Origin of the sequence: Mucilaginibacter sp. SG564, assembly GCF_013149275.1 — a bacterium.
Lineage (GTDB): Bacteria > Bacteroidota > Bacteroidia > Sphingobacteriales > Sphingobacteriaceae > Mucilaginibacter.
The window spans coordinates 952,602-972,062 of record NZ_JABGNA010000001.1; the positions used below are offsets into that span (position 1 = coordinate 952,602).

The window sequence follows — 19,461 nt, forward strand, 5'->3', positions numbered from 1 at the left end:
TATAATTCGATACAAACATAAACCCAATACTTAATAGTTTATTAATAAACGCTTAATTCAGCAACAGTAATACCATTTCCCGAAATTACATGCGTTGCCTCAAATTTAAAATACCTGGCTTTAACAGGCTCTTTCAAAATAACCGGTTGCTCTATCAAACTTGCTTTAATGTTAGAAAATTCGCCCGAAGCTACTTTTTGCCATTCTTTACCATCATTACTAATGTAGAATACATAGCTATCAACAATTCCATCAAATTGTTTATCCTGACGGGGTAAATAGCCAAAAGCCTTTATTTCTTTAATGCTACCCAGATCAATGCTTATTTGTTGCGGAAAAGATGTATTTTCTTGTTTTAAAGTACTGTAAATGGAATGGCTGTTTTCGTCAATAGCGTTTTCGGCCCGGTTATTATTACTGGCATCAATAACCTTCCAGTCAGCCTTAGCATATCCTAATGAAACAAAAGCAGTCTCACTTTGCTGATCTTTTCCTTCAAAACTACGTGCTTTTATTACTGCATCGTCAGTTATAGTAAAAGGACCTTTATATAGCGGTGACTTCAAGGTTGGCTCTTGCCCATTTAAAGTGTAGTGAATAGAATTTACGGGAGCTTCGGTACTGATGCTTATTTCACCACTTTTGTTCCTGCTGATCTTCGGAGCGGTTAAATGAACCGGCTCTTTATAAATACCAAAATCACTTAAAGCTATAGCAGCTTGTGAACCAGTTATACGTAATCTTAATTTAGATGCTGTAATATTTTGTGTTAAACGGATAAGCCGGTTCCCTCCTATACTGGTTGCCGAAGCAATTTGCTGCCATTTGCCATTGGTAAAGGCGTCAACAGCGAGCGAATCGATGCGTTGCCCTAATTTGATGTTTTCACGCACCCTGATTACATTAAATGTTTTAGGGATATGCAGATCAATAGTTAATTGAGGCGTAGTTACTTTATCGTCTGTAGCCCAATAACTATAGCGATCGTTATCCAATAAAAACTGCGGACCGTATTTAACAGTATTCTTACCGCGTACGTTACTTGCTGTAAGCGTTGCTCCTTTTGCCAGATTTACCGCAAAGATTTGTTTTAGCAACTGACCAAACTCGGTAAGCGATTTTACATCTATCTCATTAACAATCCCACGCTGATCAGGCGATAAACCCAGATCAAGTGCAGCGCCGCGACCAACACTTTTGTAATATAGATCAAGCAAAGTATAAGGTGATTTTACGCCGCCATCTTGTGTTTTATGATAAAACCATCCTGGTCTTAATGATACATCACATTCAGCAGGCATCCAGTATTTACCATCACGGGTACCTTCTGTGCCCTCATAATCCTTTACATATCCATTGCCAGGTTCTTTACCCTCATCCGGAGCATGAGGCGTGTATGTGGCCCAGCAAGTTTCACCGGCATGGCCTTCCTCGTTACCTACCCAGCGTACATCCGGACCTACATCGCCAAATATAACCGCATTGGGTTGTAGTTTGCGGGTAATGCCCCAGGTGTTTTTCCAGTCATAATAGGTTGAGCGATCTATCTTACGTATTTCGCGCTTACCGCCATAGTATCCATCACCGCCATTGGCACCATCGTGCCAGGAGATAAACAGCGGGCCATAATGTGTATATAGTTCCCGCAATTGCTCCTGGTATATTTTTAAGTATTCGGGAGTACCGTAGTTTGGGTTATTCCTATCCCAGGGCGAGCAGTAAACGCCCAGTTTCATACCTAATTTATCACAGGCCTCACGATATTCTTGAAGTATATCGCCTTTACCATTTTTATATGGGCTTTGTGATATGTTGTGTTCTGTTGTTTTAGTTGGCCAAAGGCAAAAACCATCGTGATGTTTTGCTACCACCACAACACCTTTAAATCCCCCTGCTTTGGCTGCCGCAACTATCTGCAAGGCACTAAACTGCGACGGATTAAGCAATTTAGGATCTTCGTCGCCATAACCCCACTCCTTGTTGGTATAGGTATCCAAACCATAATGAATAATGCAATACATTTCCGTTTCCTGCCAATTGAGTTGTCCCTGAGTTGGCAAAGGCCCAAAAGGTTTAGGAGGAGCCTGACAAAAGCCCTGTACGCTAATAATAAACAGTAATAGTAAACCAATAATTTTTTTCATTGCTGATATTTAATTTTTAAACCATTCTGCAGGGATATCCTGACGGGCCGAACCATTTACACTATATTGGAGTTTAAGGGTAAAACCACCGCCACCTTCTATAAAGTCAAGTGCAAATGGATGTAAGCCCATTTTCAATGCTATCTGTCCGCTCCTTTCCTGGGCAGAGTGGTTACCATCATTATCAACTACTGTTGTTGGGCCTATTTTTAATACGGCACCATCATCGGCAGTTAAATAAAAACTATAAATATCATCAGTAGGTACATTAATGAACCCTTTGTAGGCAATACCGAATGATGGGGCTTTTACCGTTGATGGTACTTCGATAGCAGTGGTTGTAAACGTACTGTCAACCCTGGCTTTCTTCATCAGGGAGGTTTGTTTGAAGGAAGCTTTATAATATTTACAATCTAACCCAGGTTTTGTACTCTTCACTTTTACCGGGCCAAGCATATATTGCTTGCTATAATTCAAATTATAAACATCGCCGCGTGTACCATTTGCGGTGAATGCTGCAACCCGAACTGTTTCATTATTAGTTATACTTAAAGCTTCTGGTAACTCCCGTGATTTTGCATCGGGCAAAGAACCATCAGTAGTATAACGGATAATTAAAGAAGGCAAAGGCTTGCTGATGCTTAAACTTCCCTCATCGATAAATACATAATTATTCAATAATCCTGGAAGATCGGGTAAGCGATAATTGATATTCATAGCATCCATGCGGCTATACTGTTTCACCAGGCGTTTCTGATATGAATCATATTTACCAGGTTGATTTGTCCACAGCATTTCGGCCAGGGCAGTAAGGCGGGGCATATACATATAATCAGCCCTTTTTTCAGAAGGTATCATTTCTGTCCAGATATTGGCTTGCGCACCGATGATAGATTTAGCTTCTTCGGCATTTAGAACCTTAGGGATAGGGTTAAAATGGTATACTTTATCGATAGAGTATTGATCTGGCTGATAATCAAAATATAAGGGTTCCCCGGGAGTCATGATGACGGTGTTGCCATTTTTTACTGCTTTCACCGGAGCGTCGGGCACCCAGGTACGCCAGTACATAATGATAGCCGTTGGACTGATACCGCCTTCAATAATCTCATCCCAACCAATCAGCTTACGACCTTTGGAATTGAAGAATTTCTCCATGCGATTGATAAAGTAGCTTTGCAGGGCGGGCAGATCTTTGATCCCTTCGCGCTCCATCAAGGCTTTACAATCTGCAGATTTACCCCAATCAGTACGGTCAACTTCATCACCACCAATATGGATGTATTGTGACGGGAAAATATCCATGATCTCGCTAAACACATTTTGAGCAAATTCATAAGTGGTTTCTAAACCCGGACAAATAGGTTTGGTAAACAGTTTACCCCATGAATTTTCACCGTTACAGGTTAAAAAAGGATAAGAGTTAATGGCAGCCATCATATGACCGGGCATATCAATTTCGGGTATAATGTCGACATGACGAGCCGCGGCATAAGCTACCACGCCTTTCATTTCCTGTTGGGTATAAAAACCGCCGTACATGGTTTTTCCGTCGCGCTGAATAATGTGTTCTTTGTCGATAACAAAATCAGGATTGTCTTTAGCCTTTTTCATACAGGCTGAATCCTGATTATTAAATATACGCCAGGCACCTTCTTCGGTTAGCTTGGGATATTTTTTGATCTCTATACGCCAACCCTGATCATCTGTCAGGTGCAGGTGAAGTTTGTTCATTTTGTAAAGCGCCATCCTGTCAATAAACTTTTTCAGGTAGCTTATCGAGAAAAAATGCCGGGAAACATCCAGATGCATACCACGCCAGGCATAGGCTGGTTGATCCTGAATAGTTAAAGCTGGTAATAGTAAAGTTTTACCTACTCTACCTTTTTCAATAGAAACCGGCAACAATTGGCGAATAGTTTCAATTGCATGGAACATACCTGCCGGATCTTTAGCCGTAATAATTACCTGCTGCTTGTTAATAGTCAATTTATAGGCCTCTGGTGCAGTTAGAGAAACATCATATACCAAATTGATGGCATTGGCTTTACTGCCTTTAATTATTGTTAGTTTTTTACCTAATCCTTTTTGCAATAGCTGATTGAGTTGATTGGCTTCGTCAATAAATTGCTTTGCGGTTGTGATGCTGGTTTTATTGCTTATAGTAAAAGCACCCTTGCCGGCTACCAATTGTGCTGGATATGGGATCAAGGGAAACCGGGTGGCTGTTTCCTGCGCGTTTATAGCATCAGCGCAGGTAAAAATAAATGCCGCTGCCAACAAATATTTTGAAATGGTCTTCATTCTTTTCTTTTTGTTATTTGTTGATTGATATTGTCCGTTCAACTACATTCCAGCCACCCATAGTTACAGTGAGGTTCTTTTTGGCTGAGTTTTTATAATCAATGATCACTTTCTTTTCTTCGCCAGGCAAAACGGTTATATAATTATCACTGTAAAAAGCTGGCAATACCCTTTGCTTAGTATCTGCATCTGTTAATGACAGCCGGTTGAAAAATGCCAAAGGGCCGTTACTTGTATTAACTAAAGTCACTTCTACTTTGTCAGCACTTAGATATTTAGCCGAGGCGCTTAAGTTCCCTTTAGGCATGTTTTGTAAGCCAGAATAGTTTCCTTTTTCATCTGGCATCCAGTAAATATTTTCGCTGAGGATCTTTTTATCTTTGTCCAATAACTGCAGACAAAGGAAGGCTCCTTTGTCTTTGGCCAATTTATTCATTTCACCTTTTAACGATAAATAACGCTTAACCGTGGTTGGCGTTACATCAGAAAATACCTGGGTAAGCACTTTTTCTTTACCATCCATATCATAAGCTTTAGCTACCAGCATCATATTGGTATGGCTCTTAAATGTATTGTTGGCTACCATCACCATACCATCGGTTGGATCATACATAATGTGTAGTGGTTCGCTGCCATTGTGCAGGCCATACAGGCAAGCATTAGGGTCAAGGTAGTAATCATACATCTGGCCGCGCATGGCTGTCCACGGATTCTGGGTTTTCCAGATAATAGTGCCTGTGTACCACTCCCACATATGTGAACTAAAACCTTCCATCAGGCCGCGATATTGATCATAATTGACCAATTGGGCTTTGGTTGCAAAATCCTCTACATCTTTTGCTTTGCCATATTTATCAATAAAACCATCATAGCCAATATACTTATGATAATCCCAAACAGAATCGGTTTTAGTCTTGCCAGTTGCTTCATCATACTCGGGTAATACCATATTTTTGGCCGGAATGAATCTTTTGAGCGACTCGTAATCGCTTACCCCTACCGAACCTACTTCAGAGTTGAAAGGGTAAGTTTTATGCGCCCAAAAAGTCGACAAGGGCTGGATACCATAAGGCCCATCTCCATTGCCGCCCAGGGCGTTACGTGACATCTCCTCTGAATTAGAATAAGGGATAAACCAACGGGTATTATCCAGTTTAGGCATGATACTATCACGCAGGGCTATCAACATATCCTCGGGTGGGGTTATTTCATTACCTCCACACCAAATAGCCAATGAAGGATAATTACGTACCAATTTTACCTGGTCTTCAATTGATTTAAGATATAAGCCATGATCGTCAGGGTATTTTCTGCGCGTCCATTGATCATCCAGTTTCATCGGATCCGTCCAACGACCGTTACAATCACCAGAACCCCACATATCCTGAAAGACCAGCATACCATATCGGTCACAAGCTTCATAAAACTCAGGACGTTCAATCAGTGCACCTCCCCAAACCCTGATCAGGTTCAGGTTCATATCCCGGTGAAAGCGAACTTCGGCATCATAACGAGCATCCGAAAAACGTAACATTTCATCAGATACTATCCAGTTGCCTCCTTTAATAAATATCTTTTGTCCGTTGATGTTGATCTGTCTGCTCTCGGTACGAGTGTTCCACTCCGTGGTGATCTGCCGAACCCCAACTTTTATTTCGTCCTTGTCAGATATTTTGTTGTCGGCGGTTACAAACTGCAAATCCATTGGATAAAGATGCTGTGCACCATACCCGCTCGGCCACCAAAGCTTTGGATTTTTTAAGGAATAATCATTGAGTTGTATGGTTTGTGTCGAATTCGCTTTGAGTGTAACTTTTTTTGAAACCGCGTTGCCATCCAAAGTATATTTTAGCTCGCCGCTAACAGGCAGGCTGCTTGCGTTTTGTAAATCTGCGGACACTTGAATAATAGCTGATTGCTGCGGGCCCTCTGATTGTCTTACACCTGGTACAAGAGTTACTACATGTGGGTCAATAATCCTTACCGCTCCTGTTTTTTCTATAGTCACCTTGTCCCATATACCGGCATTGCGATCTTTGATTGGCTGTATCCAATCCCAGCCTGCGGTATATTGAATACCCACATTACGCGCTATGGTACCATCACCACCCTGGCCTCCGTTTGGATTGCCTACTACATCTGGAGGATATACAATAACGGCGAGCCTGTTATTACCATCTTTAGCCATCCATTTGGTAATGTTGTATGACTGACGTAAAAACATACCCTTATGAAGCTGGTCATTTAATTTACGACCATTCAAAAACACATCACAGCTATAATTTACACCTCTGAAATTCAGATAGACCTGATCAGTGCTCCTGAGTTGCGCCTCTTTAAAATCCTTTACAAACCAATAAGTGTAGTAATCACGACCAGTCCTATAAATATCAGGGATCTGCTCATTATTCATTCCGTAAAACGGGTCGGGCATTTTATGAGCGGCTATCAGGCTGGTTAATACCGTGCCTGGCACAACAGCTGGCATCCATGAACTTGTATTATAAGTTGTATGAGAAATGGCTATTCCCGCGTCTTTTACCTTGCTTACCGGGGCACACTTCCAACCTTCGTTTAGCTCATACTTACTTTGTGCATTTGCCAAAGTAATACAGAGTATGAACAATGTTGTTATTGAAAATTTATAAGATACGAGGCTGACTACCGGGTAATTTTTTTTCATTATGTGGTGGGGTAATGGTTTCAAAATTAAGTACTGCAATGAACGCAGAGTTATACTTGTTTGGTAATTTGATGTGGTTTTTTATCTTATTATTAATATGCCAATTTAAAACAGGCTGCCTCAGTTAAACCAGTGTTTTGTTGCAGGGTTGTAGGGATACTGATCACTATTTCATCACTTTGTTGCTTCCATTTCAGGCTTTGCTTACTGCCCAATAGTATTATTTTTTTAGGTTTAGGGGCTTTAACAGAAACAGTTGCAGGTAAGGTTACTTTCTCCTGATCGGATAACATAAAAGCATATATGGCATTATCATTTTTTGCTTTTGTGTAAAAAACATTACCGGTTGAATATGGAGCTACCGATTTGGAGTTATAAATACCTTCGCCATTGATCTTTATCCAGGCGCTTATACCTTTTAATCGCTCATACGCAACAGGATCCCAATCACCATCAGGGCCAGGGCCAATATTCATCAACAAATTACCTCCACGCGATACTATTTTAACCAATAATTGTACAATTTGCTGTACCGATTTATAATGATCTCCGGGTACATAGCTCCAGGAATTACCCATGGTAATGCAACTTTCCCATGGATGGTCAAGCGGCACCTCGGGTACCTCTTGTTCTGGTGTTGTATAGTTTTCATATTGGCCGGATACCGTACGATCGACAACGATCAAACCGGGTTGCTTTTGTCTTCCCATAGCGGCAATTTTAGGCATATCAATATCCTGATCATATTGAATACCCCGTTGCCACTCAACAGTGGTATCAATACTACTTTTAGGACGAACCCATCCACCATCGAGCCAAAGAATATCTACTTTCCCATATCCGGTCATCAACTCACCAATCTGATTGTAAGTAAAATCTTTAAACTTTTGCCACCGTTCAGGATGCTTTTTAGGATCATAGTTTACGTTTCTGTCTTTTGGTGGAAAGTATGGCCACCAATAATTCTCGGTGTGCCAATCAGGTTTTGAAAAATAGGCCCCTATCATAAAGTTTTCTTTACGAAAGGCGTTAAATACTTCCTTAGTAACATTACTCCGGGGATTAGTTGAAAATGGTGTTTTTGCGCTGGTAATTTTATAATCGGTTTCTTTAGTATCAAACATGCAAAAACCATCATGGTGCTTTGTTGTAAATATCACATATTTCATACCGGCATCCTTTGCAGCCTGCACCCATTTTTCAGGATTAAACTTAACCGGATTAAATGTAGTTTGCAGATTTTCGTAAGCTGTTTTATAGCCATTATATGTAGCTCCGTACGGGCCGCGACGCTGGGTCCAGCCTTCATCTTCGGGGCAAATGCTCCAGCTTTCAACTACCCCCCATTGGCTGTAAGTTCCCCAATGCATAAAAAGCCCGAATTTCAAATCTTGCCATTCGGCTAGTTTCTTTTCCACCAATGGATCACCGGGGGCAACGTACTGCTTGGACACATTGTGTTTTTGCGCCATCAGAAATGCGCTAAAAGAGCTTAAAACAAGAAACGTAATAATTTTTTTCATGTAAAATGGCATTTAATATAACTGACAACAATAATAGGTGTATTGCCTACACTTTTTAAATTTTTTTAATAATTATTGAAACTTTGCCAATAAAATTTCCATTTTAGCAATTAATGTTTTATTATTGTTATACCGATATTAAGATTTAAATTTACGTGATTAACTAAAATTCCCGGGTTTTGAAAGACAGAAAAGTTGATACACTAAACTTGTGGAAACTCATTTGCAGCAATGATGATGAAAAAGCTTTTGAGCTTTTCTTTCATTTGTTAAATAACTCACTTACTAAATTTTGTATTCTGTATGTTAATCAACGGGAAATAGCAGAAGAGATCGTATCTGATGTGTTTGTTAAATGCTGGTTAAACCGAAAAAACTTAACCGAAATACTTAACCCGGAAACCTACCTGTTTGTAGCTGTAAAAAACCAATCTCTAAATCACATTAAAAAATATTCCAGTATCCATCTGGTACAGATCGAAGAAACCAACTCCGTTGAATTTGTAAACACTTACAACCCACAAAAGGAAATTGAAAATAAAGAACTGATCTTCAGAATGGATAAAGCCATTACCGCCCTTCCCCAGCAATGCCGTATTGTATTCAGGTTGATCAAAGAGGACGGAATGAAATATAAAGAAGTTGCCGAAATTTTAAATATATCACCACGTACTGTACAAACACAGCTTTTTAGGGCTGTTAAAAAGTTAAGTGTTGTTTTAAGTAATTATAATAAACTTAACAACCCCGAAACGCATACGAACAATTTATTCAAGGCACTAAGTGTGGTTATTGGTATTATGCAACTATTTTTTATAAACTTGTAGGTATTTTATCAAGAATAGTTGTCCACCTATAAAAAGCACGAAATATCAGAAATGGGCAATGATAGATTTATAGAGCTGGTTAGTAAAAAATTAACCAATGAGATCAGCTCAGAAGAAAGCGAAGAGCTTCAACATTGCTTAAACTCCGACGAAATAAATCGCCGCGATTTCGAGTTCCTGAATATTTACTGGAATAGTAATGATACCGAATTTGCGGATAATGCTTTGGCATTTCAAAAAATAAAAACAAAGATCCAAAGTCAGGAAGCAGATACCGCTACAATCCCTAATTTAAAAAAGTCATATACTTATGTTTGGCGCGCCGCTGCAGCCGTTATTTTACTTACAGCTTGCTCCTGGTTTTTTTATTCCCGATTTGTTAGTAAAAGGATTAACCTGCTTACTACCACTCCCCATGCATGGCAAAATAAAAATACGGTAAAGCGCGAAAAGTCGACTATTGTCCTTACTGATGGTACCCGGATCACTTTAAACTCGCAAAGCACATTAAAATACCCTACAGTATTTACGGGTAAAACCCGTGAGGTTTATCTTAGTGGCGAGGCTTTTTTTGATGTGCATAAAGATCATGAACATCCCTTCATTATTCATACTGAAAAAATGAACATTAAGGTACTGGGTACTGCTTTCAATGTAAAGTCTTATCCCAATGACCCGCAAAGTGAAACTACCCTTATCAGAGGCACCATAGAAGTTACACTTGACGACAGGCCTTCTGACCGTATTATATTAAAACCTAGCGAAAAACTTATTGTAAAAAATGGTTCGTTTAAAACCACGCGCCGAAACACTAAGCTTAATCCGGCTGATGCAGGTTCAGGTATGCGCTATGTACTTACTACTTTCACCCGTTTGCAGCAGGGTGATAGCACCGTTGTTGAAACCTCATGGACTCAAAATAAATTCATTTTCCGGGATGAAAACTTCGCAACGCTATCAGATCGTATGGAAAGATGGTACGGTGTAGACATCAAATTTAAAAATGATGCATTAAAGCAATACCGCTTTAGTGGTGTTTTTGAGAAGGAAACCATAAATCAGGCTCTTGATGCATTGCGCATGACCGAAAATTTTAATTACAAGATTAAAAATTCAACCATTTATATCTATTAAATTGCCTATGAAATTAAAGTTTACTTAACCCTTTAAAGAATCTGCCTCTGATGTAACAAAATTCTGAAAAACGAACAATTGTTACATTTTTTTTATATAATTACCCCTATCTGTACTGGTCTGGCAGATCTATCTATTCCTTATAAATTTATGTAAATTTAATACACAACAATGGTGTAACGGCAAATATTGACTATAATGTCCTTATTGATAAATGAAATTAACTTGTACTTTAATAATATTCTTTAATTTTCTGGTTTTAAGTTCTCATGCCCAAACACGTGTAACCCTCAATCTTCAATCTGCCGATTTTAGGAAGGTATTATCTATAATTGAACACCAAAGCAGTTACCACTTTGTTTACAGTGAACGCAAGGTACCTGTAATGAAAAAAGTAACCATTGATGCAAAAAATGAAGAAGTTACAACGGTACTAGATAAAATTTTATTAAACTCAGGCTTTGCTTACACCGAGCTGGCCAATCACCTTGTTGTTATAGCTCCTACCGCGGAGATTATTAATGTAATTAAAATCAGTGGCCATGTAATTGGTGAAAAGGGCGAACCATTAGCTGGTGCTACGGTCATGGTAAAGGGTTCCACGGCCGGTACCCCTACAGACACGGAAGGTTTTTTTTCATTTGAAGCCCCGGAGCAATCCATCCTAAAGGTTAGTTACGTGGGTTATCAAACAAGAGAGATAAGAGCATCAGGAACTACACCCTGCGTCATACAATTATCCGTTAGCAACATACTTAATGAGGTGGTTGTTACAGCTCTTGGCATAAAAAAAGATGAAAAAAAAGTCGGATACTCAGTGAGTACCATTAACGGTGATTTACTTGATAAGGCCAAAGAAACCAATATTGCTTATTCGCTTGAAGGGCGGGTTGCGGGTTTAAGTATCAACGGCGTGAACGGTGGACCTGGTTCATCGGCACGCATTTTATTAAGGGGTGTAACCAGTTTCGGCGCGGCATCCCCCCTGTTCATTATCAATGGTATACCGATTGATAATACGCAAAGAGGCTCTGCAAATGAATGGGGCGGCGCTGATTTTGGCGACGGGATTAGCAATATCAACCCGGATGACGTGGAGAGCCTGACAGTTTTAAAAGGACAATCCGCATCTGCCTTGTATGGAGCAAGAGCTGCCAATGGAGTTATTTTGATCACCACAAAAAGCAGCAAAAAAAACTCTGGTTTTGGAGTTGAGCTAAATAGCAATTACCAGTTAGATAAAGCAGTTAATACTTTTGATTATCAAACTGTTTATGGGCAGGGAGAGTATGGTCTGCGGCCACAAAATGTAAACACCGCAATCTCGACAGGTAATTTAGGTTGGGGTGAGAAGTTAGATGGTAAACCGACTATTCAGTTTGATGGCAAATATTATCCATACTCCGCTGTAAATGACAATATTAATAAGTTTTACCGTACCGGATCATCCAACACAAATACAATAGCATTCAACGGAGGCGGAGAGAATGGAGGATTTAGGCTTTCGCTCTCCAATCTTAGCAATAACTCTATTGTTCGCAACAGTGGTTTGTCACGTAAAACTGTAAATCTTACTGCTAATCAAAATGTATCGGCAAAGCTCAGTTTAAATATTGTTGCCAATTACATTCAAGAATCATCAAACCTTAAACCCAATTTAAGCGATGGACCGATGAATGCCAATAATATACAATATCTTGCCGCTAATGTAAACCAGGCTGCACTAGCTCCTGGTACCAATGCCGATGGTTCAGAACTACGCTGGAATAACGACTCTTATGTAACTAATCCATATTTTGCTGTATATAAATTCGTCAACAATATCAGTCGCCAACGGCTTATTGCCGCTATAGTAACAAAGTACAATTTCAATAGCTGGCTATACATACAAGGAAGACTTGGTAATGATGTTTTATATGATAAAAGATTATCTGTTATACCCACGGGTACCGCTTTTAGCCCTGGAGGCGCGGGAGATATCGACGAACAATCAGAAACACAACGATCTGAGCTGAATACGGACGTACTTGTTGGAGCTAAACATGACATCGTAAAAAATCTGCTCAGTTTTGATATATCCGGCGGGGCTAGTTTGCGTAAAAATAGCTATGAATATACCAAGCTTTTTGGAGGGCCCTTTATTATCCCCTATTTCTATAGTTATGAGAATCTAACTGTAAAAAACAGCCTTTACAGTTATAAAAGCAGCGAAACACATTCAGCTTATTATACTGCCGATTTCTCCATCAAGAAATACATCACCATTAATAATACGGGTAGATTTGATGTTTACTCTACTTTGCCACAGGGGCACCGGGGCATATTTACGCCATCAGTATCCGCCAGTTTTATATTCTCAGAGCTTACACATATACCGGCACTTGATTTTGGCAAACTTCGTGTTTCTTATGCCCAAACTAGTGGAGAACCCTCCGACACATATATCACATCTCAGTATTATACCATTAATAATTCTGTTAATGGAGTTCCTACGGCTGGGTTTTCAAATACCCTTCCTAATTTATTTTTAAAACCTTATACCTTAACCGAATCTGAAATTGGTATCGATCTTAAATTTCTGAATGGACGATTAGGTTTAGACGCAGCTTTTTTTCATCGAAAAACCAGAAATGAAATAATTAAGGGCGATCTGGACATATCGTCGGGATTTACCACAAGGTTTATCGGTACAGGTTCAACTCAAAATAATGGTATCGAAATAGAATTAAACGGCACTCCTTTTAAAACAGCCAATTTTGTATGGGGGCCTTCTTTTAATTTTACGTTTGTACAAAATAAGATCCTGCAAACAGATGGTACTCCACAATCGGCAAATATAAGTTTTGGCACTTATCGGCCATTGAATGCTGCTACAGCCCTGGTTAAAGGTTTGCCAGGACCTCAAATTATGGCTAACGACTATTTGCGTAATACAAACGGGCAGATCATATTTGATACCAACGGATTACCTGTAGCTGGGCCGCGTATACCTATGGGAAGTGTTGTACCCAAAATTTATGGCGGTTTTAATAATAATTTCACTTATAAAAACCTGAACCTTTCCTTCCTGGTCGATTACCGGTTTGGCAATAAAATATTATCAGCTACCAATTACAATAGCATTTATCGGGGATTGAACAAATTAACGCTTGTTGGTCGCGAAGACGGGGTTGTTGGCGATGGTGTAACATTAAGCGGGGCTAAAAATACGGTGTCTGTTCCCGCCGAAAATTATTACCAGGCCCTAGCCCGAAACATATCGGCACTCAATGTACTGGATGGTAGTTTCATCAAATTGCGACAGGTTACTCTTGGATATACTTTTTCAAAAGGTCTTTTAAGAAGTTCTCCAATTGAAGGTATAACCGTATCTTTAGTGGGTCGTAATCTTTGGACAATTATGAAACACTCAGACAATATTGATCCTGAATCGGGTTTTTCACCCGACATCAAATATGCAGGTATTGAAGGCGCGAGTTTGCCCCCTACTCATACCTATGGAATTAACCTTAATATTAAACTTAAAAAATAATCTCAAAAAATGGCTCCAACCATGAAAATTCTTATCAAATCGTCAGTCATTATGACGGCTATATTATTTATTACTGTTGCTACCAAAGCGCAGCAAAAGCTTTTTTATAAAGACCCTTCGCAATCGATTGAGATTAGGGTAAAAGATCTTTTATCCAGGCTTACGCTGGAAGAAAAAGTATCTCTTCTGGGTTATCGCAGCCAGGCAGTTCCACGTTTGGGGATACCAGCATATAACTGGTGGAACGAAGCCTTGCATGGCGTAGCCCGTGCCGGAGAGGCTACCATATTTCCACAGGCTATAGGTATGTCGGCAACATTCAATGATGATCTTTTAAAACAGGTATCAACCGCCATATCAACAGAAGCCCGTGCTAAATATAACCTGGCCATAGCACAGGACAGGCACCTGCAATACATGGGCCTTACCTTTTGGACACCCAATATCAACATCTTTCGCGATCCACGCTGGGGCCGTGGGCAGGAAACTTATGGAGAGGATCCATTTTTAACCGGCCGTATGGGCTCGGCATTTGTTAAGGGGTTACAAGGCGACGATCCCAGATACCTGAAAGCCTCCGCTACAGCCAAACACTTCGCGGTGCATAGCGGTCCAGAGGCAGAGCGTGATCATTTTGATGCTAAGGTAGATGAAAAAGATCTTCGTGAAACTTATTTATATGCTTTCCATGAACTGGTAGATGCCGGAGTGGAATCGGTAATGAGCGCTTATAACCGGGTAAACGGTGTGCCCAATTCTATTAACAAAGTATTGCTTACCGATATTTTACGTAAGGAATGGGGATTTAAAGGACATGTAGTTACTGATTGTGGCGCCCTTGATGATGTTTACCTAACTCACAAAACCCTGCCAACCGCGGTTGAGGTTGCAGCAGCAGCGTTAAAGGCTGGTGTAAACCTGGATTGCTCATCCATTTTACAAAACGATGGATTAAAAGCTATTCAGCAAAAGCTGTTGACCGAAAAAGATATAGATTTGGCTTTAAGTGCTATTTTAAGAACTGAATTTAAACTCGGTTTTTATGATGATCCTTCACTCAACCCTTATCATAATTATGGAGCAGATAGTATTCACAATACACAACATATAGCTCTTGCCCGTAAAGTAGCCCAGCAAAGTATGGTGTTGCTTAAAAACGATAAAAATATTTTACCATTGAGCAAAAGCAATGTATCCAGTATTATGGTTGTTGGGCCCAACGCCGCGTCTCTTGACGCGATGGTAGCTAACTATCATGGCACAAGCAGCAAGGTGATCAACTTTGTTGAGGGTATAACTGCCGCAGTGAGTAAATCAACAAGAGTTGAGTATGATTTGGGATGTGATTACAAAGATACGACGCATTTTGGTGGCACATGGGCCGCTGGCAATGCCGATGTTACCATAGCGGTGATTGGACTATCTCCAGTGTTAGAAGGTGAAGCAGGCGACGCGTTTTTATCAAATAGCGGTGGCGACAAAAAAGATCTGAGTTTGCCTGCAAGTGAGATAGCTTTCATTAAAGCATTGAGAAATGGTGTTAAAACCAAACCTATCATTGCGGTTATCACAGCCGGTAGTGATGTTGATGTTTCGGCTATTGAGCCATATGTTGATGCGGTTATATTTGCCTGGTATCCGGGCGAACAAGGTGGCAATGCTCTGGCCGATCTGATATTTGGCGACGTATCTCCTTCTGGCCATTTACCACTTACTTTTTACAAAGACATGAGCAATCTGCCTCCTTACCAGGATTATAATATGAAAAGCCGCACCTATCGGTATTATAATGGCCCGGTTGAGTATCCGTTCGGCTTTGGTTTAAGTTATACCTCATTTGCCTATACCCTGGATACCAAACTTAAAAGCGCCTACAAAAAGACTGATATTTTGTCCGTAACAGTGAATGTAAAAAACACTGGCAAAATGGATGGTGATGAGGTTGTCCAGGCATATGTTGAATACCCTAAGCTTGAACGAATGCCCGTTAAAGAATTAAAAAGCTTTAAGCGTATTAACTTGAAAAAAGGCAGCGAAGGATCGGTCACATTAATGGTTCCTGTTCAGGATCTGCAAAAATGGGATTTGGATGCCCATCAGTGGAAACTATATCCTGGCAAATATAAATTAGTGCTCGGTAGTAATTCTGCCGATGAAAAAGCAAGTGTTGATTTTAATGTATCTAGGTAAAATATAATGAAAGTAGATATCCAAAATAGCTCAGGATATCTACTTTCATTTACAGATACCGTCGCTTTTATTATTCCCATCTCAGGATTTAGCCAGCTTGCAATGCCAAATCCATCTTTACCTTGTTAAATTTGTAATATAGGTGAGCGGTTCTACAAATCCTTTTTTCCATAAACCTATTAATATACTGAGGTTCGCGGTTCAATGTAACTTTATATCTCCATTTTTTGTCATCAGCTTAAAAAGTCAACCCCATTCACACCCTTGATCTTTTTCAGTTCAGCAATCACAGTCAGCACCGTTTCCTGCTGATTGAATTGTTTTTGTATAGTGATCTTGATCTCATCATTGCCATCACCGGCAAACAAACTGATTTCCCTGAACGGAATATTGTTCGCTTTCAGAACCGCTTCTATAGCTTCAAAATCTACATGTTTCTGTTCCAAGGTCATTCTGATATTTCGATACCTGTTTTTTTTGAAAAACCTGTTTTCAAAAGGCTTAAAAACAGCAAGAATAATCAACGCGATAAATGTGGCGCTCACCGCTTCAATGTATAAACCACCACCCACAGCCAGACCAATAGCGGCAACCGTCCAAAGACCTGCCGCGGTAGTCAAACCTTTCACAATCTCGTTGCGCAGAAAAAATATAGTTCCGGCACCCAGGAAACCGATACCACTTACTACCTGGGCGGCAACTCTCGAAGGATCGAGCGCTATACCAGGTTTACCTACAACGTCATTAAAACCATAGGTAGAAACCAACATCACAAGTGCCGATCCAAGACCAACCATCATATGGGTTCGTAAACCGGCTGTCCATTGCCTGCGTTCCCGCTCCCATCCAATTATACTGCCCAATAGCGCGGCTACTAACAGCCGTAAAAGCATATCATAAGTACTTATCATATTATTCAAATAAACATGAACATTAAAATGTTTGTCACAAAAGATAAAGTTGGATGGGTTTTAAAATGAAAGATTTCTGATAAGCATAATTGCTTAAAAAAGGTTCATTTTTGTTGTAAATTGAATTTGCAGTGGTAACCTTGATTCAAGGCATTCCAGATCTTATTAATTTTCTAAAAACAATTCCATACACCTTTTGTCTATAAATTTAAATCAACACATCATGATTACCAGCGGCGTTACAATCGGAATAAATAAACAAGATGGCACTCAAATTAATATTGCCATTGATCCTATAAATTCAGGCGCTTATAAATTATACCGGGATACCGATAGCGCCAAAAACTTTGATAAAGGATATCTTGGTGCCATATCCTTGGATGGTACCGACAATAGCTACCATTATGCCGGAGGTACCGAGCTTACCGACTTCGAGCTGAAACAGTTGGCAGATTTTATACGTGGTTACAGAGCTACCGGGAAAGAATTTGATGACCATAACCGGGATATCACCACCAAGTGATCTGTGATCGAGTTACAAAAGAACTTTACTAAACTCCCGGATATACTTAGCAATATAATCTTGTTTTGATTTGGCCTTGTATTGCATAATATACCGAGGGTGCTCCAGCGCCACTATTTGTTTAAAAAACTGTTTCTCATCATTTAGTTTTTTCAAAAAGGCCTCATTCTTGCCAGTTCCAAAGCAAAAACAAACGTCTGTTTCAAAACCTATATCTATTTGCTTCTGTATATTTTCAACAATAAACGGATATACCGCCTTCTGTAATGCAGGGGTATCGTAATAATTGTAATTGGTTTCCTTGCCATTATCGCCCGTAATAGTAAAACCCAGCGGGCAAACAGAATGAATATAAAACTGTTGATAAAACTCCGCTATACCTCCAAACGCATTTATCATTGCGTAAACGTACTCTGATGAAGGTTCATGTGTCATAGCCCCGGGAAAAGCTATCTGGCATTGGTTTATCATTCTTTTAGGATCGGTAAATGATACCCCCGTCATACCCGAGCCAAACCTGCCCGGGTTAATACCCAATATCAAATGCCGCGGATGCTCATCGCTATAATACTTACGGTAAAACTGGCTCGAAACCTGCATAGCTGGCCCGCTCTCTTTAAACGGATTCATAATACTGATACCTGGAGGCAAGGCTCCGGTAAACTCAAGCTGTTGGTTAAAGGCAATTATTCTATCGGCAAATGTGTTCATATTGAGCGCTAACTTATTCAAAAAGAATGGACACAAAAAATAAAATCCCAGCTCCAATTGGTAACCGGGATCTATTATCAGGTCTTGGCATTATGTCATAATTACCCCACTAATGTGTCATATTCTCCCCTTTCGCGCCCTGTTTTATGTGGGTAAATTTGATCTGTAAATAGTTTTAAAGAATTAAATATTAAAAAATAAAACAAAAATCAACAGATTTAATTATTAATTAATAAATACAATTAACTCATGCTAAAATACAACACCGCCTTTAGTGGTTTTTCAGTGAACGATTTACCCAAAGCAAAAGAATTTTATGGCAATATATTAGGATTGAACGTTGAGGAAGATAAAGAGATGCCCAACCTGTTGAACCTTCAATTAAACGATGAGAATATTATCCTCATCTACCCCAAACCAAATCATCAGCCTGCCACCTTCACTATACTTAATTTCACAGTAAATAATGTTGAAAAAACGGTTGATGAGCTAACAAAACGGGGAGTGAAATTTATAGTTTATGATGACGAGCACTTTAAAACCAACGAAAAAGGTATACTTTACGGCGATGATCGCGGCCCCACAATTGCGTGGTTTAATGACCCCGCGGGTAATATTTTATCCATTATCGAAAAATCGTAATTCGCTGTATCGCTTTTTCTTTTTAATACAAAAGCGTAATTATTGCTTACATATCACATCAACTCATAGTAAATTTATTCCCTAACCGGGAATAAATTCCTCACTTTATCTACGTCCAGGCAAAAGAGATATGCTATTAAAAAGGGAAATTAATGCCTCTGTTACGCTCTTTTTACATAATATGAGCTTATTACCAAATAAAGGCGCTCATAAAATGCGTACCTGTACATTCTGTATTCTTTCGGTATAGTAATTGAATGTACATCAGAAATTGAAGAATTAGCTACAAGATTACTTGAGCTTGTTTTAGTTTCTCAATTAAAATATGTTTACAACT

13 protein-coding genes are annotated in these 19,461 nt (G+C 39.6%); 7 read left to right on the top strand and 6 right to left on the bottom strand.

From position 1 onward, the window contains the following. Positions 1 to 41 precede the first annotated feature (41 nt). From FHW89_RS03555 to FHW89_RS03565, 3 genes are read right to left on the bottom strand one after another with little or no spacing between them, the layout of a single operon-like run. Positions 42 to 2,144, bottom strand: a complete 2,103-nt coding sequence (locus FHW89_RS03555; protein ID WP_172333613.1) for an alpha-L-fucosidase — start codon at positions 2,142 to 2,144, stop codon at positions 42 to 44. 9 nt (positions 2,145 to 2,153) lie between these two features. After that, positions 2,154 to 4,448, bottom strand: a complete 2,295-nt coding sequence (locus FHW89_RS03560; protein ID WP_172333614.1) for a family 20 glycosylhydrolase — start codon at positions 4,446 to 4,448, stop codon at positions 2,154 to 2,156. A 13-nt stretch (positions 4,449 to 4,461) separates the two neighbouring features. After that, the gene (locus FHW89_RS03565; protein ID WP_371742420.1) at positions 4,462 to 7,053 is read right to left on the bottom strand and encodes a glycoside hydrolase family 2 TIM barrel-domain containing protein; all 2,592 of its coding nucleotides are present in this window, start codon (positions 7,051 to 7,053) and stop codon (positions 4,462 to 4,464) included. Between FHW89_RS03565 and FHW89_RS29095 the strand changes: the two genes are divergently transcribed. Further along, positions 7,039 to 7,086 (top strand): SEC-C metal-binding domain-containing protein, encoded by a 48-nt coding sequence (locus FHW89_RS29095; protein WP_371742421.1) that lies wholly within the window; start codon positions 7,039 to 7,041, stop codon positions 7,084 to 7,086. The two genes, FHW89_RS03565 and FHW89_RS29095, sit on opposite strands and share 15 nt — an antisense overlap. Positions 7,087 to 7,223: 137 nt before the next feature. Here the strand turns inward: FHW89_RS29095 and FHW89_RS03570 are convergent, their stop codons facing one another. Continuing rightward, a complete protein-coding gene (locus FHW89_RS03570; protein WP_172333616.1) occupies positions 7,224 to 8,654 on the bottom strand; it encodes an alpha-L-fucosidase in 1,431 nt (476 codons plus the stop codon). A gap of 179 nt (positions 8,655 to 8,833) precedes the next feature. Here FHW89_RS03570 and FHW89_RS03575 point away from each other — a divergent pair, with 179 nt between their 5' ends. From FHW89_RS03575 to FHW89_RS03590, 4 genes are all read left to right on the top strand, one after another. After that, positions 8,834 to 9,481, top strand: coding sequence for an RNA polymerase sigma-70 factor (locus FHW89_RS03575; RefSeq protein WP_172333617.1), 648 nt, complete (start codon positions 8,834 to 8,836; stop codon positions 9,479 to 9,481). Positions 9,482 to 9,532: 51 nt separating this feature from the next. Beyond that, entirely contained in the window at positions 9,533 to 10,615 is a 1,083-nt protein-coding gene (locus FHW89_RS03580) for a FecR family protein (RefSeq protein ID WP_172333618.1), read from the top strand. A gap of 214 nt (positions 10,616 to 10,829) precedes the next feature. Then, on the top strand, positions 10,830 to 14,147 hold the full coding sequence (locus FHW89_RS03585) for a SusC/RagA family TonB-linked outer membrane protein (protein ID WP_256367749.1): 3,318 nt from the start codon (positions 10,830 to 10,832) through the stop codon (positions 14,145 to 14,147). Positions 14,148 to 14,168: 21 nt separating this feature from the next. Next, complete coding sequence (locus FHW89_RS03590) at positions 14,169 to 16,337, top strand: glycoside hydrolase family 3 N-terminal domain-containing protein (protein ID WP_216650459.1); 2,169 nt, start codon at positions 14,169 to 14,171, stop codon at positions 16,335 to 16,337. Positions 16,338 to 16,570: 233 nt separating this feature from the next. On the opposite strand, the gene FHW89_RS03595 is transcribed toward FHW89_RS03590, so the two are convergent. After that, positions 16,571 to 17,248: an MgtC/SapB family protein gene (locus FHW89_RS03595; RefSeq protein WP_172333620.1), complete on the bottom strand. Its 678-nt coding sequence runs from the start codon at positions 17,246 to 17,248 to the stop codon at positions 16,571 to 16,573. Between the two features lie 223 nt (positions 17,249 to 17,471). Between FHW89_RS03595 and FHW89_RS03600 the strand changes: the two genes are divergently transcribed. After that, positions 17,472 to 17,771, top strand: a complete 300-nt coding sequence (locus FHW89_RS03600; RefSeq protein ID WP_172333621.1) for a hypothetical protein — start codon at positions 17,472 to 17,474, stop codon at positions 17,769 to 17,771. A gap of 12 nt (positions 17,772 to 17,783) precedes the next feature. On the opposite strand, the gene FHW89_RS03605 is transcribed toward FHW89_RS03600, so the two are convergent. After that, on the bottom strand, positions 17,784 to 18,482 hold the full coding sequence (locus FHW89_RS03605) for a uracil-DNA glycosylase family protein (RefSeq protein ID WP_172333622.1): 699 nt from the start codon (positions 18,480 to 18,482) through the stop codon (positions 17,784 to 17,786). A gap of 249 nt (positions 18,483 to 18,731) precedes the next feature. Between FHW89_RS03605 and FHW89_RS03610 the strand changes: the two genes are divergently transcribed. Next, positions 18,732 to 19,124: a VOC family protein gene (locus FHW89_RS03610; RefSeq protein WP_172333623.1), complete on the top strand. Its 393-nt coding sequence runs from the start codon at positions 18,732 to 18,734 to the stop codon at positions 19,122 to 19,124. The last annotated feature ends 337 nt before the right edge of the window (positions 19,125 to 19,461 follow it).